18 protein-coding genes and 2 pseudogenes are annotated in these 22055 nt (G+C 44.7%); 11 read left to right on the top strand and 9 right to left on the bottom strand.

Annotation, left to right across the window (positions count from 1 at the left end; genetic code table 11):
• From H6G08_RS38780 to H6G08_RS35485, 5 genes and pseudogenes are all read left to right on the top strand, one after another.
• Window positions 1–185, top strand: a pseudogene (locus tag H6G08_RS38780) (IS630 family transposase); the annotation flags it as partial.
• Entirely contained in the window at window positions 155–646 is a 492-nt protein-coding gene (locus H6G08_RS38440) for a putative Ig domain-containing protein (RefSeq protein WP_277877878.1), read from the top strand. The pseudogene H6G08_RS38780 and the gene H6G08_RS38440, both read left to right, overlap by 31 nt.
• A gap of 636 nt (window positions 647–1282) precedes the next feature.
• Window positions 1283–3346 carry a hypothetical protein gene (locus H6G08_RS35495; protein ID WP_242046421.1) on the top strand — a complete coding sequence of 688 codons (2064 nt, stop codon included), beginning with the start codon at window positions 1283–1285 and terminating at the stop codon, window positions 3344–3346.
• Between the two features lie 12 nt (window positions 3347–3358).
• Window positions 3359–3598, top strand: a complete 240-nt coding sequence (locus H6G08_RS35490) for a hypothetical protein (RefSeq protein WP_190551787.1) — start codon at window positions 3359–3361, stop codon at window positions 3596–3598.
• A 641-nt stretch (window positions 3599–4239) separates the two neighbouring features.
• Entirely contained in the window at window positions 4240–6102 is a 1863-nt protein-coding gene (locus H6G08_RS35485) for a glycoside hydrolase family 2 protein (protein WP_190551785.1), read from the top strand.
• Between the two features lie 116 nt (window positions 6103–6218).
• Here the strand turns inward: H6G08_RS35485 and H6G08_RS35480 are convergent, their stop codons facing one another.
• The 3 genes from H6G08_RS35480 to H6G08_RS38435 form a co-directional block, all read right to left on the bottom strand.
• The gene (locus H6G08_RS35480) at window positions 6219–6674 is read right to left on the bottom strand and encodes a DUF4383 domain-containing protein (RefSeq protein ID WP_190551783.1); all 456 of its coding nucleotides are present in this window, start codon (window positions 6672–6674) and stop codon (window positions 6219–6221) included.
• 104 nt (window positions 6675–6778) lie between these two features.
• Window positions 6779–6985 (bottom strand): chlorophyll a-b binding domain-containing protein, encoded by a 207-nt coding sequence (locus tag H6G08_RS35475; protein WP_190551781.1) that lies wholly within the window; start codon window positions 6983–6985, stop codon window positions 6779–6781.
• Window positions 6986–7145: 160 nt separating this feature from the next.
• On the bottom strand, window positions 7146–7271 hold the full coding sequence (locus H6G08_RS38435; protein WP_277877879.1) for a hypothetical protein: 126 nt from the start codon (window positions 7269–7271) through the stop codon (window positions 7146–7148).
• 325 nt (window positions 7272–7596) lie between these two features.
• On the opposite strand from H6G08_RS38435, the gene ndhI reads away from it, so the two are divergent.
• Window positions 7597–8202, top strand: a complete 606-nt coding sequence (ndhI, locus tag H6G08_RS35470) for an NAD(P)H-quinone oxidoreductase subunit I (RefSeq protein WP_190551780.1) — start codon at window positions 7597–7599, stop codon at window positions 8200–8202.
• A gap of 124 nt (window positions 8203–8326) precedes the next feature.
• A pseudogene (locus tag H6G08_RS35465) lies at window positions 8327–8758 on the top strand (NADH-quinone oxidoreductase subunit D-related protein); the annotation flags it as partial.
• A 103-nt stretch (window positions 8759–8861) separates the two neighbouring features.
• On the opposite strand, the gene nuoB reads toward H6G08_RS35465, so the two are convergent.
• The gene (gene nuoB, locus H6G08_RS35460; protein ID WP_190551789.1) at window positions 8862–9596 is read right to left on the bottom strand and encodes an NADH-quinone oxidoreductase subunit NuoB; all 735 of its coding nucleotides are present in this window, start codon (window positions 9594–9596) and stop codon (window positions 8862–8864) included.
• Window positions 9597–10305: 709 nt separating this feature from the next.
• Here nuoB and H6G08_RS35455 point away from each other — a divergent pair.
• The 4 genes from H6G08_RS35455 (at window position 10306) to H6G08_RS38840 (ending at window position 17079) form a co-directional block, all read left to right on the top strand.
• The gene (locus H6G08_RS35455; RefSeq protein ID WP_190551778.1) at window positions 10306–10686 is read left to right on the top strand and encodes a response regulator; all 381 of its coding nucleotides are present in this window, start codon (window positions 10306–10308) and stop codon (window positions 10684–10686) included.
• A gap of 72 nt (window positions 10687–10758) precedes the next feature.
• On the top strand, window positions 10759–10905 hold the full coding sequence (locus tag H6G08_RS35450) for an ATP-binding protein (RefSeq protein WP_190551794.1): 147 nt from the start codon (window positions 10759–10761) through the stop codon (window positions 10903–10905).
• 156 nt (window positions 10906–11061) lie between these two features.
• Entirely contained in the window at window positions 11062–14874 is a 3813-nt protein-coding gene (locus tag H6G08_RS38845) for a PAS domain S-box protein (RefSeq protein WP_242046420.1), read from the top strand.
• Window positions 14875–14904: 30 nt separating this feature from the next.
• The gene (locus H6G08_RS38840; protein WP_422614288.1) at window positions 14905–17079 is read left to right on the top strand and encodes an ATP-binding response regulator; all 2175 of its coding nucleotides are present in this window, start codon (window positions 14905–14907) and stop codon (window positions 17077–17079) included.
• A 180-nt stretch (window positions 17080–17259) separates the two neighbouring features.
• Here the strand turns inward: H6G08_RS38840 and H6G08_RS35435 are convergent, their stop codons facing one another.
• From H6G08_RS35435 to H6G08_RS35415, 5 genes are all read right to left on the bottom strand, one after another.
• Window positions 17260–17586 carry a GAF domain-containing protein gene (locus H6G08_RS35435; RefSeq protein WP_190551776.1) on the bottom strand — a complete coding sequence of 109 codons (327 nt, stop codon included), beginning with the start codon at window positions 17584–17586 and terminating at the stop codon, window positions 17260–17262.
• A 135-nt stretch (window positions 17587–17721) separates the two neighbouring features.
• Window positions 17722–18735: an SDR family oxidoreductase gene (locus H6G08_RS35430; protein WP_190551774.1), complete on the bottom strand. Its 1014-nt coding sequence runs from the start codon at window positions 18733–18735 to the stop codon at window positions 17722–17724.
• A gap of 44 nt (window positions 18736–18779) precedes the next feature.
• On the bottom strand, window positions 18780–19625 hold the full coding sequence (locus tag H6G08_RS35425; protein ID WP_190551772.1) for an alpha/beta fold hydrolase: 846 nt from the start codon (window positions 19623–19625) through the stop codon (window positions 18780–18782).
• Window positions 19626–19755: 130 nt separating this feature from the next.
• The gene (locus H6G08_RS35420; protein WP_190551770.1) at window positions 19756–20481 is read right to left on the bottom strand and encodes an SDR family oxidoreductase; all 726 of its coding nucleotides are present in this window, start codon (window positions 20479–20481) and stop codon (window positions 19756–19758) included.
• Window positions 20482–20522: 41 nt separating this feature from the next.
• A complete protein-coding gene (locus H6G08_RS35415) occupies window positions 20523–21716 on the bottom strand; it encodes a thiolase family protein (RefSeq protein ID WP_190551768.1) in 1194 nt (397 codons plus the stop codon).
• Window positions 21717–22055: the final 339 nt, after the last annotated feature.

The raw sequence follows: 22055 nt of genomic DNA, 5'->3' as shown, positions 1-22055 counted from the left end.
TTTTACCTCCATACTCTCCGGATTTATCTCCCATAGAACTGTGTTTGTCGAAACTCAAGCAATTTCTCCGTTCCTGTGAAGCACGCACATTGGAATCACTCGACCAAGCAATGGCTTTTGCTGTCAATTATATTACCGAAGATGATGCCTTCGGTTGGTTCCATCACTGTGGTCTATTTACCTGAAAATTGCTGTAACAGCTTGGTTAACCTTTAACCCCAATACCCGCAGTTTCAATGGTACTCCCAGCCTGAGTGATGTCGGAACATTCAGCATTAAAGTCCAAGCTACAGACAGTAGCAATGCTAGCATCAGCGACATATTTGTCATTCAAATTACCCAATTCATCAATAATATCACTGGTACATCCCGCAACAATATCATCCAAGGAACAGCCAACAACGATAACATTCAAGGTTTTGGCGGTGACGATCAACTCTTTGGTTTAGCAGGAAATGATACCCTTAACGGTGGAGTCGGTAGCGATCGCTTGATTGGTGGGCTTGGTAACGATAGCTACAACGTTGACAGTATTGGCGGCTTCAGCCTTAATACTATTCGTTTCGGCGACGCGCCACGGGCCGATGTTCTCGGTTTGCGAAAATCCGACAATTTTTTTCGTTTTCTCACGCACGCAGCCAGCTAGGGAGAAAGCCGCGATGGTAATCGCAACATAGACGCTAAATACTAAAAACCTTGGCATATAAACTCGGAAAATTGAGTATCCGAAACAGGTTTCATTTTCATCACGTCAAAAGAATATTTTTAATCCTCGAAATAGTGGAAACCAATATTATTAAGTCTGCTTCTTTAAGTATATTGATAATTTACCTAAATACTAGGCAAAAACACGCCGGGAAAATACATTTGTCTTTTTATTTTTGAGTTTGCTATTTCAAATATATAGCAGAATATAAACCTTTAATATTACGCAGGCTTGATGTGTAGCTTACATATCAGCTTAAGAAAGTTACAAGTATAATTAAATTTCTCGGCTAATAATAATTCACTAGTTTCAGCCATTAATTAGATAAATTTAGGATTTCATATCATCCTCTGATGAATAGCAAAACTGATATTAGACAGCTACGGGCAAACCCAGGTATTTGAGTGCAGAATTAAGCAGCGATCAATGGCGATAAAACGAAGATTAGATGTTTTTTCAGCAAAATCATTCCCTAATTATGGATGAAATCGGCTATAAGGATGAAGTTTTTAATTTAATGCTCCGCTTAAATGTGACTTGTATCAAGGTAAGTGTTTCATCTGTAACATTAAAATCATGAAAACTGACCCAGGTATCAGTCAAAATGTCAATCTTCCTAAAATAGAGCCTCAAAAAAATAAATGGCGGACTATTGGGATATTGTTATTTTTAGTAATTATTGTGAGTTTTTTCGCCTACAGGCTAGAAATTGTCTTAGGTAAAACTCCTAGCCTAGATAAAACTTTTACACCTGTGACACAGGCTGCGCCTCAAGAAGTTGGTGATTATGATATTTTGGGATACGCGATTAATAAGCAAGAGGCAACACGCTTACTAGAGACAGAAGCAGGACGCAAACAACTATCTCCTGAAAATGGCGCGTTTGCTGTGACAGAGGAAACTTTAAAGCTAGGACGGGATGCTTTTTACTCAGATACTTTTGGTAATGAAATTTTCCAAACTGATGTTGTAGGAGCATTGAACGGCCCGATTAATTTGGTAACTGTAGGACAAGCGATCGCAAAACTTGGTGGTAAGCACACAACTAATCTGCAAATTCCCATCAATGAAGATGTGACAATCGGCGGACGCACTTTTAAAGCTGGCACATTGTTAAATACAGGCTTAGATGTACCCGCAAATTCCCTGGTACCGTTGGGTATGCGTGCCAGCTTCACTAAAGGTAAGCTGAGATTTGGGATTACCTGTGCTTTATGTCACGCCACAGTTGACGATAAAACCGGACGCATTATTGAAGGCGCACCCAATAATGATGTAAATACAGGTTTAGTTCTGGCATTTGCGACTAATTCCGCAGCTATGTTTCGCCAAACAGATGTAAATCCAACACAATTTCCGCCAGGAGAACATAGTTACATCAAAGCTGATGGTGCAGAATCGCGCTTACCAGATGCCAAAGCCGTGGAGGATGCTGTTGATGCCAAATTGCTAACTTGGCCGCCAGGAAACTTTGATTCTACTGGCACTTTAGTAAACAATCCCTCACAAATTCCCTCATCTTATACTTATGATGCTTGGCCTTATGGTTGGAGTGGTCATTCAGCAATTGGTTGGTTTCATGGTTTGACTACCTTAAATAGCAACGTCCATGCCACTAATTCTGATGGCACAAATGGCGCTGATGCAAGCCAAGCTGTATTAGGAATTGATAAGGAAACCTATTTAGGCGTAATTCTGCAAAATGCTGCAAATCCTGATTTTAGATTGACTGAAGGTGCAAAACCATCAGAATTTTTCGACAAAATCGACCCCACACCCGGAGAACCTGCAATTAATGAAGTAATTCGGATGCCAGGATATCCCAAAGGTTCGCCATTTATGTTGGATGGGTTAATGGCATCTTCTCCTGGTTTACCTGTTGGCGAACAACTCAATGGAATGTCTGCTTGGCAGAATACTCTAGCACCACCACCCATTCAAATTAGTGATGTTGCTTCTTTAGAAAAAGGTGCGGCTGTATTTAATCGTGCTGGCTGCATAGATTGTCATAGCGGACGCTACTTTACTAATCATGATGTGATTGCTCAAAACGAGATTGGAACTCAACCATCACGCGCTCCCACACTAGCAGCATTCGCTAAGAACTTCACCACACCCCAAACCTACCCCAATAGCGTCTCTGTTCCCTTACCTGTGAATCCTCCAGTGTTAGAAGTTCCTACAGATATTACGCCACTCAAAGCACAACAGTTAGCTTTTGCAATTAACAATCCAGCCGGAGGCTATAAAGTACCAAGCTTGATTGGATTATATCTCACTGCACCTTATTTACATGATGGTGGCGTGGCTGCTAGTGCGGAAGCACTCAAGCAAGATGAAAAAGATGGACATTTTGTCGTAACAAACTCTGAGCAGATTGGCATGGCGGGTACATTAATGCAAAATATTTTACCCGACCCAGAAGCCAGCTTACGGGTACTAGTTGACCGCAATCTACGTGAAGCGACAGTTACAGCTAACCAAGCTCATCCTGATTTACAAAAGTCAAATGTCGATGGTAGCGGACACGCTTATTGGGTAGATCAAGAAGCTGGTTTTACTACTGAAGAACAGACAAATTTAATTCAATTTCTTCTCAGTTTAGACGATCGCCCAGAAGTTTTACCCAGTTCACATTAACTAACAATAAATATGGAAAGAGAAGTTCAAGATTCTGATGGAATTACATGGAGCTGTCTTCAAGCATTTTCCGGACTTTCTGATAATTCGGAAGCTCTAGATGCAGCACAAGTTAAAGGAGAACCAGATACTTACTGGGTTGTCTGCACTCCTAGCGGCGGCGCACAGTCGGTACGGCTGAAGTTACAAGGCGACTGGGAAAAAGAATACTCTGATGAGGCGTTACTCCGGGAAATTAAAACTCACCAATAATTAACTTTGGGTTTCTTTCTTGCCCATCCGTAATTTTTGCGGACGGGCAAGATGCTAATCTTGTAAGCATATTCAAGCTATTCCTGCAACAAAGCCCATCCCAACTATAAATATTCACGCCGACTTAGCTTGAAAAAGCAGGGGAGCAGGGAGCAAGGGGGATGAATGAATTTTTCATGTCTTCTGGTGTATGCAGTTCTTGATGACTACTTAGTTCTATCCTTTTGGTAGAAGCCAAACTAATCAAAATATTTCTATAATATTAACTAAGCCAAGTTTTTGGTAATACGCAAAGCAAAAATTTGTGTATTACCATTAATGATGCAATTTATAATGTATGTAATAGCTTAAATATTAAGCAAGTCTGCCAAATATATAAGCAGTAGTTAGGGATGAGCTTGCAAGATCAATTGTATAGAGTAATTAGGGTTATACCTATGAATATTTTTGCTCTAATTGTAGGGTGAAATGAACTTCATGGCTGACTATTCAAATTCCAACAATAGATAACAGAAGCAAATTCTGAATTTAAATAAGTAAAATTTCATCTAGCAAAAATTATAAAATTTATGATTGCCCTTTATAATAGTTATTTTTTTAATTAATTGATTTAATTTAATATAAATAAAAAAGAGGTTTTTATGAAATTATTAGATATTAATAATGATGGAGTTGCGTTATCAGTTAACAGCAATGACAAGAATACTTTTGGCTGGAAAGAAATCACACATCCACGTCCACAGTTACAGCGATCGCCTTGGCACAGCCTCAACGGTTTGTGGAAGTTTGCATTTGATGACGAGGGAAAATGTATTCAACCCAGTGACCTGAAGCAATGGACTCATCTGATAGAAGTTCCATTTGCTCCTGAATCAACTAAAAGTGGCATAGGCGACAATAATTTTCACCCAAACTGTTGGTACGAGCGGGAATTTGCCACACCAGAAGGTGATGGTAGATTATTGTTACACTTCGGTGCAGTAGACTACCGCGCTCGTGTCTGGGTTAACGATCAATACATAGCTGAACATGAAGGCGGACACACCAATTTCTCCCTCGATATTACCCATGTTTTAAATGACAGTGGCATCACAAAAGTTACAGTGTGGGCGCAAGACGATCCACTTGACCTCGCCAAACCTCGCGGTAAGCAAGACTGGCAATTGCAACCGCACAGTATTTGGTATCCTCGCACTACTGGCATTTGGCAGACAGTTTGGATTGAGCGAGTGGGTAAGACTTATCTTGGTCATCTGTGCTGGAATTCTGACTTTGAGCGCTGGGAAGTTGGTTTTGAAGCGGCGCTAGCGGGTGATGTACCTGCTGCTGGCGTACAAATTAAGATGAAATTGAGCATTGGCGATAAAGTCTTGGCGAATGATACCTACGAAGTGTTGAATGGGGAAATTAATCGCCGCATCGCCCTGGCCGATCCGGGGATTGACGACTTCCGTAATGAATTATTGTGGAGTCCAGAAAAGCCAACGCTAATTGACGCAGACATTCAACTGTGGAGCAGCGATCGCCTCCTGGATGAAGTAAAATCTTATACTGCTATGCGAACAGTTACTGTACAGCGCGATCGCTTTATGCTCAATGGTCGCCCTTACTATTTACGTTTAGTTCTCGATCAAGGCTACTGGCCAGATACGCTGATGACTCCACCCAGCGATGAGGCGTTGCGGCGTGATGTCGAACTCATCAAAGCAATGGGTTTCAACGGAGTACGCAAACACCAAAAAATTGAAGACCCCCGCTTTTTATATTGGGCAGATGTTTTAGGGTTATTGGTCTGGGAAGAAATGCCAAGTGCCTATCGCTTTACTCGCAAAGCAGTAGAACGGATGACGCGGGAGTGGCATGAAGTCATCAAGCGAGATTCTAGCCATCCATGTATTGTTGCTTGGGTGCCTTTTAATGAATCTTGGGGAGTGCCAAATTTAGTGGAGACAGCCGCCCACCGCAACTATGTTTTAGCAATGTATCACCTCACCAAAACCCTCGATTCAACTCGTCCAGTGATTGGTAATGATGGCTGGGAAAGTACAGATACAGACATTCTGGCAATTCATGATTATGACACCAAACCGCAGCAATTAGTTCGTCGTTACGGGCCAGAAGTGAAGGTATCAGATATGCTGAATCATAAGCGCCCTGGAGGACGTATCCTCACACTCGACAATTTTCCCCATCAAGGGCAACCAGTTATGCTCACAGAGTTTGGTGGTATCGCTTACGCTCCTGATGACAAGCCAGATGCAGCTCAAGCTTGGGGATATGAACGCTGCTGGAGTGTCTCTGAGTTAGAAATGAAATACAGTGCTTTACTAGAAACTGTCAATAATATTGAACTGTTCAGTGGATTTTGTTACACACAATTTACTGATACTTTCCAAGAAGCTAACGGTTTATTGTACAGCGATCGCACTCCCAAATTTCCCCTAGAGACAATTCGGGCTGCAACCCTTTCAGGTGAAGGATTTTGCACTCCCAGTAGGTGTTAAAGTTGGGGATGCCTATTTTAGGTAAATCAAGTACAAGGTAGGGGCACAACATTTTGTGTCCCTACGATTATCTGTACCTCACCAAGTAGCAAAATTCTGCTTTTCTCCCCCTGCTATTACACGCTAGGTTGAGCAGTTGACGTACTTGGGATATTGATTTGGGCTGACTTCACAAATCCGTAGTAAAAAGCGATCGCAGATGTAATCGCATTGAGCCAAATATTGTTGCCAAAAAGTGGTGTCAATCCAAACAAGGTATTGGAAAACGGTAGCAATCCTAAAATCGCACCTGCTGCATAAAGGATAGCGAAGATGCGATTAAACACAATTGCTCCGCTTAAACTAGTAAATGCAGCAATTCCCCAAATCCCAACTAAAATGCCAATTGCATTATGAAAATAGTTGGTCGGGAAGAGTCCGAATATATAGCCAAAGCCTGGTTCAGCGGTAAAGTTTTGAGAGGGAGAGACAAAAGCTGGCACAAATCCAGCTAAACCAAGTATCAAGAACAAAAGACCCAGGCTCAAAGCACTATAACGAATTGCGGAATCTGAAAATGTTGATGTTCGCATAACAGTATTGTTGGTTATTAAAGATTTTTGGTGTGGACAAGCAAGTTGCGTGCATGGTGTCAATCTAAAATTCAAAATCCAAAATCCAAAATTGATTCACCTTGCTAGCCAATCAGGTGAAGTACATCCCGAAGAATGCTGTAACCAGCCAAATCCCAAAGAAGATAAGCGACAAAACCCAGCATGGCTAAACGACCATTCCATAGTTCTTGTTGTGGGTTCCAGCCAAAGATCCAGGCGTTGCGATCGGCACCATTGTAAGCTGGGGCAACATTAGGGACTTGAGCAGTGTTGATTGTTGAAGTTTTCATGGCATTAGTCCTCAATGACTCTGCGTTGGTTTCATGTTAGCGAGTAGATTTCCTGGGATTGTCTGCCATGAGGATTGGCTTTGATCTATATCTAAAGGTTAGATTGGCAATATTTAATTGTTAATATTGATTGTTAATATCAACTCAAGAAAAAGTATTTTTATTTACCCACAACATAGGGCAGAAAAGCCCGCCTTACCTCCGATGCACCCCGCAAACTTGGCTCGATGGTTGCGGTGAACCAAGATGGATCGCCTTTGAGGAAGTGGGCGTGGAGATCAACCAACTGTCCATAGCGGTTGGCTATTTGTTGAATGGTAGTGTTGATGCGCTGAAGATTCTGGCGGGCGATCGCAGTTTGGTGCAGGCGAAATGAGCTTCGAGCATTGCCCTGCTTGCAGAAAAGTTTAGCATTAGTAAATCATCTACTTTAGTTGCACAAGACTTATCTTGATTTTTCTATTAAAAATTTCCTATTTTTAAAACAAAAATTTGTATTTTTTATCACGAGTTAACTTAATTGTATACCCTTCCATTTGGCAGACGTTATAGCTAACAGCAGCTATTACCGTACTGATTAATACTATTAGTTAACTAAAAGTAGTATACTCATGTTTAACTTTCTCCAACAAGTTAGTAATTACGCTAAACAAACATTTCAAGCAGGTAAATATATAGGACAAGGACTATCGGTAACTTTCGACCATATGCGTCGTCGTCCTATTACTGTTCAATATCCTTACGAAAAACTTATTCCCTCTGAACGTTTTCGCGGGCGAATTCACTTTGAATTTGATAAGTGTATTTCTTGCGAAGTTTGTGTACGAGTCTGTCCCATTAACCTACCGGTTGTAGATTGGGAATTTAATAAAGAATCCAAAAAGAAACAACTTAAGCATTACAGTATTGACTTTGGAGTTTGTATTTTCTGTGGGAATTGTGTGGAATTTTGCCCAACAAACTGTTTGTCATTTACTGAAGACTATGAACTATCTGTTTACGATCGCCATCAATTAAATTATGACAATGTGGCTATGGGCAGGCTTCCTTATAAAGTTACCGACGATAGCATGGTGACACCGCTCCGAGAATTAGTTTACTTACCCAAAGGAGTCTTAGAGCCTCATGGTGTTCCTGCTGATGCTCATCGTGCCGGATTGCTGCCATCAGAAATTTTAGAACAAGCTGTAGAAGACGTGAACAATCCTCATAGCTAAGTAGTTTTAGGAACAGGCAAAAGACAACAGAGAAATCTCCAATAATTATTGATTTTATGACCAGAATTGAAACCAGAACCGAACCCATGACTATTAACATGGGGCCGCATCATCCTTCGATGCATGGGGTTATGAGGGTGATATTCTTGCACGTTACTTTGTGCGGATGCGAGAGATGCGAGAGTCCGTGAAAATTCTACGTCAGGCGCTTAAAGGTCTTCCTGGTGGCCCCTATGAGAATCTGGAAGCCAAACGCATGGCGGCTGGACGTAAATCAGAATGGGATGGGTTTGATTACCAGTACATTGCGAAGAAAATTGCCCCTACTTTCAAAATTCCCAAAGGTGAACATTACGCCCGCGTCGAAACAGGTAAAGGGGAGTTAGGCATTTATATAGTAGGGGATGATAGCGTTTTCCCCTGGCGCTGGAAAATCCGTGCTGCTGATTTCGTGAACGTGCAAATCTTACCTCACCTACTACAAGGGGTAAAGGTTGCTGATATTGTGGCAATTACAGGAAGCATCGACATTATCATGGGTTCAGTTGACCGATAATCAAATTTATAGGGTGGGTACCTTTAAATCTTTCATTGAAAGCCTGATGATAATTAGTGCCCACCTTACTATTTACTGTTAACAGTCAACAATCAACAGTTAACTAACCTTCAGTTTCTACTCGTTTTCTCGCAGTTAATAAAGCAGGAGGAACAGGCATCCCTATAGCTTGTGCTAACTCTTTAGGTGGTTGTTTTAAAGCAGGCGATCGCAGATATTCACCCTGATGAATTTGAGGTACAGGCTTCATATTATGGGTGGTACTGTAAAAGCGATGAATTTGCTTAAATTTATCTCGCTCTTGCAGTGATTCATTAGATATTTTTTTGCGAAGTTTGATAATCGCATCCATGATTGCTTCTGGACGAGGAGGACAACCAGGTATGTAAACATCTATGGGCATAAGTTTATCAGCCCCGCGCACAGCAGTTGGAGAATCAGCGCTAAACATCCCGCCAGTAATCATGCAAGCACCCATTGCTATGACATACTTTGGTTCAGGCATTTGCTCATAAAGCCGCATTGTTGGTTGGGACATTTTCATGTTGAGAGTGCCTGCCAAAATAATTAAATCAGCTTGGCGCGGACTGGCACGAGGAATTAAACCAAATCTATCAAAATCGAACCGCGAACCAATCAAGGCAGCGAATTCAATAAAGCAACAAGCAGTTCCATATAACAGGGGATATAAACTAGAAAGTCTCGCCCAGTTATAAAGATCATCTAATGTTGTCAAAATGACATTCTCTGATAGCTGATTAGTTACTTGATAACTCATCGGAGCAATCATTCGCTCTTTTGCTGATGAATTATTATTATTAATATCATGTTCATTCATCATTTAGTTACCTTGATTGATTTGTCAGCTAATTGTAATTAAGAGGATTTTTTATCCTACTTTAAGTTAGAAATTAGAACTCATAGTTACTTCTGCCAAGAGTGAGAAGCGTTTGTAAAGCTTATATGTCATCAATCACACAAAATTTATTATCTAAATTAGATGGGTTTTCGCTTATTACTCTGTGCAGCAAGTATCGCTAATGCGACTTCATTAGTTTTTGCTACCCTCAAACTTAATAAAGCTCCTCAATCATTCTGTGAGGAGCTTCGCCATGTTAAAACAGCTAATGACTAAAAAATAATATAAATCTACTAAATTACAGAGTCGTCTGCCCTAAGCAATGTAGCTGTATAAAGTAAATTTGTATTTTAGATTACATTTTTTTCATATTTGAAATATAAAAATAGCGATTGCATTCCTAGAAATGCAATCGCACTTCATGACCAAAAGTAAGAATCCTTGGAGGTATTACCTATATAAGTACCTGTTCTACCAATTGTACATGGACATAATTATTTTCTAATTGCAATTAGCAACTATAAACAATCTCTTGATATATATTAATATGAAGCATATTGGTAATTTTACTTACAAATAAAATTTATAATTAAATTATTATTTAAGTCCAAAAAAGATGTAATATCAATTCAATAAAAAGTGTGAGTTTAAGTTTGTCTCCTTTTTTGCAAAAAATAGGAGGTTTCCTATGCATAAAATAAAACCGATATTTATCTGTGATGATTCTGATGATGATGCTCTCTTGATAAAAGTAATGCTATCGGCAGAGGGCTTTGAAACTAAAATTTTTAACTCAGGCTTGGCATTACTTTCATTTCTTGAAGTTACTCATAAGTTTCCTGCACTAATAATAATAGATTTAAAAATGCCTGTACTAGGTGGATTAGAAGTTATTCAATGTCTGAAAAAATCAAATAAATTTCAATCTGTTCCAATTATGTTGGTAACTGGAATGGATGTATTTGATATAGAAAATAATGGTCATATAAAAGTAGATTATTTCATCCGAAAACCTATTGATATCAATATACTAAGCTCTAAGATTAAAGAAATTTTGCAAATCCATTAAATAGTCTGTATGTATAGTATTTTTAGGCAGGATTTGCTGTTTCCGCGTTCGCTTTTACTACAGGAATAGCTTGTGTCAGTTCCTACCACAGGCATTGGACTGGCGCGGCTTGCCGCAGGCATCGCTCGTCTGCTGGTTGAATTGCACAAAGGTACAATAGAAGCAAGCAGTGACGGAATTGGACAAGGAGCAACCTTTACCGTTAAATTGCGTTGCTGACTACTGCCGAATTCAACAATACCTTGCAAGGGTAGAGCGATCGGTGCTATGCCACGACAAGAGCCTCAAAGGGTTACACTCAACGATATTTTGATTACTGAGGAGCTATCCGGGCGCGCTCCCCGTACTCCCGACTGGCGCTCCCAAGCACAGGCAATGCAATCGGTGGCACAGCAAATGGCGAGTAATTCACAAACCCTGCTGCAAAGCCTAGTTGACATAGCACTTGATTTATGCATTGCAGGAAGCACAGGCGTTAGTTTGCTGGAAAAAACCCCAAATGGGGAAGAGGTCTTTCGCTGGAATGTTTTAGCAGGAGCTTTAGCACAGTACTTAGGTGGTACTACAAAGCGTGACTTTAGTCCCTGTGGTGTCTGTCTGGATCGGGGTACACCCCAGCTGTTTTCCCATCCCGAACGGTATTTCACCTACTTTCAAGCAGCCAACACGCCGATTGTTGAGGGGTTAGTGTTGCCCCTAATTGGCGATCGCCATGTCTTCGGCACGATCTGGATTATGTCACACGATGAGAAGCGGCATTTTGACAGTGAAGATGTGCGGATAATGACGAGTTTGGCAGACTTTACAGCCACAGCTTTGCTATTGCAGCAGCGCCAAACAGGAGAATTGCTGGCTGCTAATGCGGCTTTAGAGGCAGAAATTGCCGAACGCAAGCTCTCACAAGCGCAATTATATGCTTTAATCGCGAATCTTCCCGGCGGGGCAGCGTTTGTGGTCGATCGCGACTTGCGTTATTTGCTAGCTGAGGGGGAAGCATTGGCTCACGCTGGATTCAAAAGAGAAGACTTTGTTGGGCGGACGATTTTTGAGGTATTGCCACCCGAATTAGCGGCCAATTACGAGCCAACGTACCGTCAAGCTCTGGCGGGTGAGCCGTTTGAGGTTGAACACGATGCCCACGAACACACCTACATCTCACGGGGGACACCGCTTCGGGCTGAAAATGGGGAGATTTATGCGGTGCTAGTGGTTTCCTATGACATCACTGAGCGCAAGCAAGTTGAGCAAGCCTTGCGCGAGAGTGAGGCGAGACTGGCGTTGGAACTGGCGGATGCCCGACAATTACAGTTTATTAGTAGCCAGTTGGTTCAGGAAGAAAATATTGATGCCCTGTATGAGCAGATTTTGCAGGCTGCGATCGCCATCATGCGCTCAGACATGGGCAGTATGCAAATGCTGCATCCTGACAGCAACGAACTCCAGTTACTGGCATGGAAAGGATTCGACCCGGCATCAGCAGCATTTTGGGAATGGGTGCGGGTAGATTCAGATAGTAGCTGCGGCATGGCATTGAGGACGGGTGAGCGAGCGATCGTCCCCGATATCGAAAAGAGCGAGTTTATGGCTGGCAGTGGCGATCTCGACTCCTATCGCCTTTCGGGAGTCAGGGCTGTGCAGACCACCCCGCTAATCTCCCGCAGTGGTTGCATTGTCGGCATGATTTCCACCCATTGGCAGGAACCGCATCAGCCATCCGAACGAGAACTAGGTCTGCTCGATGTCTTGGCACGACAGGCTGCCGACTTGATTGAGCAGTGGCAAGCCGAAGGTGCTTTGCGCGAATCGGAAGCCCGCTTGCAGTCGATCGCTAACCTCGTTCCCGATCTGCTTTGGAACAGCGAACCGGACGGCTCGACCAACTGGTATAACCAGCGCTGGATGGAATACACGGGGCAAACCTTCCAGCAGGCGATCGGTTGGGGCTGGATAGACGCGATTCACCCGGACGATCGCCAAGGGTCAGAGCGGCGTTACCGGGAAGCCGTCGAACAGGGGATGCCGCTCTTACAGGAACACCGCATTCGGCGGCATGATGGAGCCTATCGCTGGTTCGTCGTCAAAGCTTCGCCGCTCAAGGATGAGAGTGGCAAGGTCATCAAGATGTACGGTGCGGCGACTGATATTCATGAGCAATGGGTCGCCCTGGAAGCACTGCGCGAGTCTGAAGAAAAATTTCGCACCCTGGCGAACACAGCACCTGCCCTCATCTGGTTTAACGATGCTCAGGGCAACAATCTTTTCATCAACCAACATTTCCTTGACTTCACTGGCAAGAGCGCCGAACAGATTCGCGGTGAGGGCTGGCAGGAGCTGGTTCATCCCGATGATGCTGAGAATTACATTGCCGACTACTTAGCGGCAGTGCGTGAGCAGCGATCGTGGCATAACCGCAACCGCATTCGGCGGCATGACGGGGTGTGGCGATGGCACGACAATTATGCCCAACCGCTCTTGAATGCCGATGGCGTTTATCTCGGTCATGTAGGCGTGACGATCGACAATACGGATGCCATTGAAGCCGAAATCGCTCTGCGCGAATCACAAGAGAAATATCGATCGCTGTTCAATTCGCTGGATGAGGCTTTTGCCGTGGTCGAAGTCATCGCCAATGACAGCGGTGAATGGAACGACTTCCTCTTTCTAGAAGTCAATCCTGCGTTTGTGAAGCAGACGGGTATGGAGTATCCGGTTGGGCGCAAAGCAACAGAACTGCTGGGGACACCCAATCCACAGTGGGCACAGGTTTATGGACGAGTTGCCCAAACGGGTGAACCGATCCGGTTTGAACAAGGCGAAGCCACTTTAGGGCGCGTTTTTGACTTGTATGTTTCCCGTTTAGGTGAAGAAGGGAGCCGCCGTGTAGCAGTTTTGTTTGCCGACATTACCAAGCGCAAGCGCGCCGAGGAGACGTTGCGCGAGAACGAGGCGCGCCAAGCGTTCCTGCTGAAACTCAGCGATATTCTGCAACAATTCGTGCAGCCGAATCACATCAAAGCGGCTGCGATGCGCTTGCTTGGCGAGCATCTCGGCGTGAGCCGCGCCCAGTATCACGAGTGTGACAGCAGCGGCGAATACTATAGTGCCGACGGGGTGGGCTATGCCCACGGCTTGCCACTGCTGGATTTGAAGTACCGGATAGACAATTTCGGCACCTTTGTTAACGAGGATTTTGCTGCTGGACGACCCTACAGGAGCGACGACCTAACTGTTGATCCGCGGGTCAGCGCCGAAGAACGCGAGGCCTATCGCACCTACCAGATCGGGGCGGGGGCTGGCGTGCCATTGATCAGGGGCGGGAAGCTCGTCGCCATACTTGCCGTTCACGATGTTCACCCGCACCAGTGGACAGACCTGGAAATGGATTTAATCCGCGAGACGGCGGAGCGGATTTGGACACCACTCGAGCGCGCCCGCGCCGAAGAAGGCTTGCGCGGATCGGAAGCCAAATATCGAACGCTATTCACCTCGATTGACGAAGGCTTTACCCTGCTGGAAATGATTCCTGATGAGTCAGGTCATCCTGTTGATTTTCGGATTGTGGAAACGAATCCAGTCTGGGAGCAACAAACAGGTTTAACCGATGCAGTCGGCAAGACGCTGTTGGAAATCGCCCCCAATTTTGAACAGCAGTTGCTTGACTTATACAGTGATGTCTTAATTTCCGGCAGAGGGAAGCGTACCGAATACTACACAGCATCCGTTGACAGTTGGTATACCGTCTTTGCCTCGCGGATCGGCAGTGAAGGGAACCGTCAAGTTGCCGTGGTGTTCAACGATATCAGCGATCGCAAACGCACCGAAGAGCAGCAGGCGTTTCTGCTGAAATTTAGCGACTCGCTGCGTGCGGAACCCGATGCAGACTCTGTAGCGAGGCGAGCAGTCCGGATGCTCGCCGAGCATCTGCACCTTGATCGCGTCTGGCTCAGTGAGGTGTTCGAGCAGCAGGACATCTCCACGATCGACTCGGAATATCATCGACCGGATCTGTCGCCGATGTCGGGCGTATATCGGCTGTCGGACTACCCCGAAACGATGCGACAGATTGCAACCCAGCCGATGGTCGTCCACGATGTAGCCAGCGACCCCGACTTCTCAGACTCCGAGAAGGCACTGCTGGCCCAGTTGCACCTACAAGCACTGCTGGTTGTGTCGCTGCGAAAGGGGTAACACCAAGTCATCTGGGCGCTGGTGGCTACCATGTCTACACCCCGTCACTGGAACGAGTCTGAGCGGGTGCTGTGGGAGCAAGTCAGCGAGCGGACCTGGGCCGCCATTGAACGCGCCCGCGCTGAAGCTGCCTTACGCGAATCGGAACTTCAGCGAGTGCGAGAACAATCTGCCCGTGAACAAGAACGCCAACGCGCCGAATCTTTGGCAGAACTCGATCGCGCCAAAACCCACTTTTTCAGCAACGTCAGCCACGAATTTCGCACACCGCTGACGCTATCCCTGGCTCCGTTGCAAGATGTCTTGAGCGATTCGGTCAATCCCTTGCCAGGAGTTCAACGCGAACGATTGGAACTTGTACATCGCAACACGCTGAGACTGCTGAAGCTAGTTAATACTCTACTCGACTTCTCCCGCATCGAAGCCGGACGCATGGAAGCAGTTTATGAACCAACGGACTTAGCACTTTACACAACTGACTTAGCCAGTGTATTTCGTTCCGCCATTGAACGGGCGGGGTTGCGGTTGGTTGTAGATTGCCCACCTTTAGCGGAACCTGTATACGTAGACAGGGAAATGTGGGAGAAAATTGTCCTAAATTTGCTCTCCAACGCTTTTAAGTTTACCCTAGAAGGCGAAATTGCTGCTAGGCTGCATCTTGCTGATAACCATCATGTGAGGCTACAGGTAGAAGATACAGGCACCGGGATTGAGCCAGAAGAACTGCCCCACTTATTTGAGCGATTTTACCAAATCCGCAAACCTATAGCCAGGACTGATGAAGGTTCCGGTATTGGTTTAGCATTAGTGCAGGAATTAATCAAAATGCACGGTGGAACCGTAGAAGTCAGCAGCACCGTCGGGCAAGGAAGCTGCTTCACCGTCACCATTCCATTAGGCACAGCACACCTGCCAAGCGTTAGCGTAGCGGGGCGCGATAGCGCACGTCGCCTACGACTCGTCGTAGGCGAATCTCCTACGGAGACGCTTCGCGAACGCACTCAAGCCACACACACCCTGACATCCACAGCACTAGGCGCAGCAGCTTATGTGCAGGAAGCAGAACGGTGGATTGGGGAAGACAGCAGAGCAAGCAGAGGAGCAGAGGAGGAAAATGCCCCATGCCCCATGCCCCATATTCTCATCGTCGATGACAACGCTGATATGCGCGATTACCTAGCACGGATATTAAGCGATCGCGTTAAAGTTGAAGCGGTTGCTGATGGGGTGGCGGCGCTGGCGGCGGTGAATGAGCGAGTGCCGGATCTGGTTTTAAGTGATGTGATGATGCCAGGGTTAGACGGCTTTGAGTTATTACAAGCTTTGCGGGCTGATGCGCGCACAAAGGAAGTGCCGATTATTCTGCTTTCTGCCCGGGCTGGGGAAGAATCGGTAATTGAAGGACTTGTTGCTGGAGCTGACGATTACCTAATCAAACCCTTTTCAGCTAGCGAACTTGTCACCCGTGTCAATGCCTATCTGCAATTGGCACACCTGCGCTCTGAAACTCTCCGCCAGGAAAGAACAATTAACCACAAGAAAGATGAGGTACTATCAATAGTGTCTCACGAACTGAATACGCCCCTAGTTGCTATTCTCGGTTGGACGCGCTTAATGCGTAGCAGCCCACCTAGCCCAGCCATGCTCACAAAAGCGCTCTTAACGATAGAACGCAATGCCACTCTGCAAGCCAAACTGGTGCAAGACTTGCTGGATATTTCGCGGATTACTGCGGGTAAAATTCACCTGAATCTCGAAGCCGTGGAACTGCAAGGGGTAATTGATCAGGCGATCGCTACTGTGCGCCAATCCCAAACTAAAGACATTCGCCTAGATTGTCTGCTGGCTCCATCACCAACGATAGTACAAGGCGATCCAGAACGATTACAACAGATTTTCTTAAATTTACTGACTAATGCCGTTAAATTTACACCAGAAGGCGGCAGAATTGCAGTTAGTCTACAAACTGATGAAAATCAAGCCCGGATTATAGTCAGTGATACTGGCTACGGTATAGATAGGGAGTTTTTACCGTATATTTTTGATACCTTCCGCCAAGCAGACGGTGTAAAAAAAGGACTAGGTTTAGGACTTGCGATCGCTCGTAGCTTAGTCGAACTCCACGGCGGTACAATCCACGCCCAAAGCCCTGGCATGGGGCGGGGTGCGACTTTGATTGTCACATTACCTGTAAGTAATTCGTAATTAAAAATATAAACCTCAACTCATGGGTGGTGAATGCGATCGCCTTCTCTATGAATGCTCATTGATAAACAACCTTACCTCCTTGGTCATCAATCAATACGGTTCGGTTAAAAATGTTTCGTTACTGTTTTGGGGTTGTGGAGACGCGATTAATCTGCAAAGACGCGATCAATCGCGTCTCTACAAGTACCATAAATAATCGGCGGTGCGGCGCTTGGCGACAACACACCCTACGCCTCTTTCTCCCCCTGCCCCTCTTCTACCAGACTTTTTCTGCTTAAACAATTCAATCACATCACCAGCATGACGGGCGTGCATATCCAGCAGCTTCATTTCCCAGGGTAAAAATCGGCGTGGTTCGTGGAAATGTGTTGACAATACGCCGACTAAATTACCTGTGCGGCTGGTTAGGGGTGTAGATTGGACAGCACGATATCCAGCAGCTTTGGCGATCGCACGTTGAGGCGCAAATTTCGCATCGGCTTCGATAATACGAAAGTACGCCAAAACAAAGCCTGGCGATAAATCGCCAAGGAATTTTTAAGATTTCTTGTTTTTGCCTAACCCAAGAGGAAGGGAAGTTAATACATGAACTTACCCTCATAAATTGGCAAAGGTATTGCAAATTGGATGTGTTTGAGGTTATCGCTCGTTCGTTGTGAATGCCTGTGCTGCGAGTAACGCTAATGCGAATGTACCAGCGATCGCACCCCACTGGAGAAGCGGATTTTTATCTAACCAATCGGTAATACTAGGTATAACTTGGTTACTAAAATCACCGTCAATTCTGTCCTCTTCAGCAACAGGTTGGTAAAAATTATTTGGTGCATCTACAGACTTTGGTTCATCGCTACGTTGCAAGTTAAAGCCAATGAGCAGTAACAGTGAATCTGCTAATGCTGGTGAGACTCGTTGTAGCAAATCTAGCGCTCTTGCTGCATCTCCAACTAAAAAGTCGCGAGTTGGATGTTCTGCTGCGTAGAGGATAGCATCAGCTACAAGTCTAGGGTCGTAGTAGGGGGGGATTCCTGCTGGCTTGACACCTAATTTAGTACGAGCATTATTCCAGAAAGGTGTATTAATTACTGCTGGCTTCACACTCGTCACACTAATAGGAATTTTCTCATGTGCTAGCTCGACACGCAGGGCATCAACAAAGCCTTCTATACCATGCTTGGCTGCGGAGTATGCACTTTGATATGGTAATGCGCGTCTACCCTCAATTGAGGATAGATGGATCAGTGCCCCCCGTCCTTCACGCTTGAGGTGAAGTAACGCTGCCATTGCACCGTATACTTGCCCCATGAGGTTAACGTCAATGATGCGCTCAAACTCTTCAGGTGTCACCTCATCAAACAGCGCGAACAGCGAGATCGCAGGCAGATGTACCCAAGTATCAAGCCGCCCATAGACCTCTACAGTTTTATCTGCGATCGCCTTTACTTGTTCAAATACCTGCACATCTGCGACAAAATACGTTGCCTCTCCGCCAAAGCTGCGAATCTCCTCTACTAAAGACTTGAGCTTCGATTCACTGCGAGATGAGACAAGCACCTTTGCCCCTCGCTTGGCAAATTCTAGAGCTGTCACACGCCCAATACCGCTAGATGCTCCAACGACCGCAACAACTTGCTGGTTGATTGGCTTCAGTTGCATAAGTGTTACTCCTATAAAAATCAAAATATAAAAATTCGTCAAATTTAAAGCACAGAAGCAAGAAAATGGTTCACCGCGTCGGTAAATAATTCGGGACGCTCGACTTGAGGTAAGTGACCACAATCAGGTATTAAGGCCAAATGTCCTTGCTGTAGACGCTTAACTGCATCTTGAGCTTGGTAATTAGGCAAAACGTAGTCATTAGTACCCCATACAACCAGGGTCGGCATCTGTATCTGTGGTAGGGAATCGAGAATAATCTGCCGCTGTCCTACTACAGATACTTGGGAACGCAGTATAGATAAATTTGCTTCCAAAAAGCCAGGAACAAGCCCCAACCGTTCTTGTTCTGCTATCCATGTGCTGGGAACTTTAGAGGGATGAGCAAACAGCAAAGCTGCCCGTGACCAAGCCCTTTGCTTTGCACCTAAAGGCGTTTTGCTCCAGGCGATCGCCAACTCCCCATACCAAGGTATAGTCAAATTTGACAAGGCTGGGTTGACAAGTTGACTAAATCCCATGCTATCTACTAGTACTAATCCTGCTACTCGTTCGGGATTTGACAGGGCATAGTGCAGGGCAATCAAACCACCCAAAGAATTGCCTACTAGCACAGCTCGTTGAATTTCTAGAGTATTGAGAAAATCAGCCAAAAACTGAGTCAGAAATTCTCGTGAATATTCTCGCTGGGGTTTAGCACTATCACCAGAACCTGGGAAATCTGGGGCTATAACACGATGCCGAGTTCCCAAGGTAGATACCACCCAAGACCAATCAACAGCGCTATCACCAACTCCATGTAGCAGCACCAACGGCAGCTCAGTATCACCTGCTGTCAAGTAGCGAATATTTAGCCCACCTACATCTATTTGCTGCTTTTCATGTCCCATGTTCACAGTTACTCCACTTTATTGAATGCGTTTATCAGGGGATGAGGGGGACAAAATCAATTCAAAATTCAAAATTCAAAATTCAAAAATCTATTTGACTTTTGACTTTTTGTGCCCAATGCCCCAAGCCCTACGTATGATGAGCGCCATTAACTCGCACAACTGTACCAGTGACATAACTGCTAGCTACTGGTGAGAGGAGAAATGCTACTGCCCAAGCAACATCTTCTGGCTTGCCGAAACGAGACAGAGGAATCTCAGACAATATCCGCTGTTTCACTTTGTCGGGAATTGGTTTGAGCATATCAGTTTCAATAAACCCTGGTGAAACAGCATTAGCCCGCACTCCGTAACGCGCTGCTTCTAGAGCCAAAGATTTAGTTAAGCCAATCGTTCCTGCCTTAGATGCTGCGTAGTTTGTCTGACCGAGATTTCCCCGTTCGCCAGAAATTGAAGTGATACAAACAACAGAGCCAGAACGCCGTTCATACATCCTGGGGATAACGGGTTTTAGAGTGTTGTAGACTCCTTTCAAGTTAGTATCAATTACTTCATCCCAATTCGCTGTTGTCAGTTTGGGAAAAAAGTTGTCTTTGGTAATTCCGGCATTTGCCACAATCCCGTAAATTGGGCCAAGTTTATCTTCAACCTGTTCTACTACTGCCTGCATAGCTGTTTCATCGGTGACATCGGCAGGTATTGCCATAGTCCCCATCAGGCTATTTTCATCATGACTGCGATAGGTGTAAGCTACTTTGCTTCCCAATTCCAAAAGCAGATTGACGATCGCAGCTCCAATTCCCCTGTTACCACCAGTTACCACAATAACTTGATCTTCTAATCCCAAAGGTGCCATGAGTCAAACCAATTCAAAATTTGAAATTAACAATTATGTTGTTATCTCAGCCTTTCTAGTGCGATCGCAGTACCGCCACCAGTACCATGACAAACGGCTGCTAATCCCAATTGCCCGTTTTGTTGTTGCAAGGCGTTAAGCAGAGTGACGATGATTCGTGCGCCTGAAGCGCCAATCGGATGCCCTAAAGCGATCGCTCCTCCATAAACGTTTAATTTTTCATAGGGAACGCCCAACTCCCGATTAAATAAGACATTGCTGAGAGCAAACGCTTCGTTATTCTCAAACAAATCAAAATCATAGATTTTCAGCTTCAGTTTGTCTAAAAGCTTGTTCACTGCCAAGATAGGAATTTCGGGGAACCGCCAAGTTTCTCCTCCTGTCCATACTCCGCCAATCAACCGTGTTAGAGGATTGAGTTGGTAGCGTTCTACTGCTGTTTTACTTGCCAGAACTAAAGCTGCTGCACCATCGGATATTTGGCTGCTGTTACCAGCTGTAAATACGCCATCTTCTCTAAAAGTAGGCTTGAGTCTAGCAAGGCTTTCTAAGGTAGTGTCGGGACGAATGCCTTCATCTTTATCTATCAGTTGTGAACCTTTTTTCCCTAAGACTTCAATAGGTACAATCTCCTGCTGAAACAATCCTTGCTCTGTCGCATGGGCTGCTCTAGTTTGAGAAAATAAAGCAACTTCGTCCAACTCATCTCGCGTAATTTGATGAGCAGTTGCCAACTGTTCTGCTTGCTCTCCCATCGTTTCGCCACTAATAGGATCGGTGAGTCCATCATGAAGTAGAACATCGGTAAGTTGCTCTGGTGAACCCAGCAAAGATTTGTATCCCCATCTAGCTCGTTGCGATAGCAAAAACCCTGTCTGGGACATAGATTCCATCCCTCCAGCTAGTACTATCTCAGCTTCACCAGCGCGAATTGCAGTCATACCATTGATAGCGCTCATCATTCCCGATGAACAAACCATATCCACTGCATACCCATTTACTTGTTGGGGAATCCCTGCCTTAAAAGCTGCTTGACGAGGCAATGACTGTCCATGTCCTGCCCTCAGTACATTACCAAAAATGTACAAGTCTAAAGCTTCTTTTGATACTCCTGCTCGTTCCAAGGCTGCACGCATGGCGATCGCACCTAAGTCTACTGGCGAGAAATTAGCCAGAACTCCTCCAAACTTACCCAGTGGTGTGCGTACTGCTGAGACAATATAAACCTCTTCCATACTCCTCATCCCTTTTATTGGGGTATTCAGAATTCAAAATGATGAAATAAGGGTGAATTTTTAAGTTTAATTTTTATTAAGAAGAGGGAGTAAAATTATTTTCGTATTTAATATTGTATTTGCCTTAAATGAGCAATTATTATCTCTAACAAAACCTTATCCCAACATTTGCGTTGACAAATCTTTCTTAAGAGGTAAATAAGCTTTTATTGAATAAGCTAAGTATTAATATCAGAAATGTTGAATCTCGATACAAAACTTTACATATTTGGTTAGAGTAATTCTAAAAAGCCTAAAATAGTCAACATAACATCATCTCCTCAAGCCAATGAACATAAC

Origin of the sequence: Calothrix anomala FACHB-343, from assembly GCF_014696435.1 — a bacterium.
Lineage (GTDB): Bacteria > Cyanobacteriota > Cyanobacteriia > Cyanobacteriales > Nostocaceae > Aulosira > Aulosira anomala_A.
This window is presented reverse-complemented; position numbering and strand designations above follow the sequence as displayed.

Coding starts and splice junctions, on each gene's coding strand:
- H6G08_RS35495 (WP_242046421.1), top strand. CDS start 1,283: ATGAAAACTGACCCAGGTATCAGTCAAAATGTCAATCTTCCTAAAATA.
- H6G08_RS35420 (WP_190551770.1), bottom strand. CDS start 20,481: ATGGCACCTTTGGGATTAGAAGATCAAGTTATTGTGGTAACTGGTGGT.
- H6G08_RS38845 (WP_242046420.1), top strand. CDS start 11,062: ATGCAATCGGTGGCACAGCAAATGGCGAGTAATTCACAAACCCTGCTG.
- H6G08_RS35485 (WP_190551785.1), top strand. CDS start 4,240: ATGAAATTATTAGATATTAATAATGATGGAGTTGCGTTATCAGTTAAC.
- H6G08_RS35455 (WP_190551778.1), top strand. CDS start 10,306: ATGCATAAAATAAAACCGATATTTATCTGTGATGATTCTGATGATGAT.
- nuoB (WP_190551789.1), bottom strand. CDS start 9,596: ATGAATGAACATGATATTAATAATAATAATTCATCAGCAAAAGAGCGA.
- H6G08_RS35415 (WP_190551768.1), bottom strand. CDS start 21,716: ATGGAAGAGGTTTATATTGTCTCAGCAGTACGCACACCACTGGGTAAG.
- H6G08_RS35425 (WP_190551772.1), bottom strand. CDS start 19,625: ATGGGACATGAAAAGCAGCAAATAGATGTAGGTGGGCTAAATATTCGC.
- H6G08_RS35475 (WP_190551781.1), bottom strand. CDS start 6,985: ATGAAAACTTCAACAATCAACACTGCTCAAGTCCCTAATGTTGCCCCA.
- H6G08_RS35430 (WP_190551774.1), bottom strand. CDS start 18,735: ATGCAACTGAAGCCAATCAACCAGCAAGTTGTTGCGGTCGTTGGAGCA.
- H6G08_RS35480 (WP_190551783.1), bottom strand. CDS start 6,674: ATGCGAACATCAACATTTTCAGATTCCGCAATTCGTTATAGTGCTTTG.
- H6G08_RS38840 (WP_422614288.1), top strand. CDS start 14,905: ATGTCTACACCCCGTCACTGGAACGAGTCTGAGCGGGTGCTGTGGGAG.
- ndhI (WP_190551780.1), top strand. CDS start 7,597: ATGTTTAACTTTCTCCAACAAGTTAGTAATTACGCTAAACAAACATTT.
- H6G08_RS35490 (WP_190551787.1), top strand. CDS start 3,359: ATGGAAAGAGAAGTTCAAGATTCTGATGGAATTACATGGAGCTGTCTT.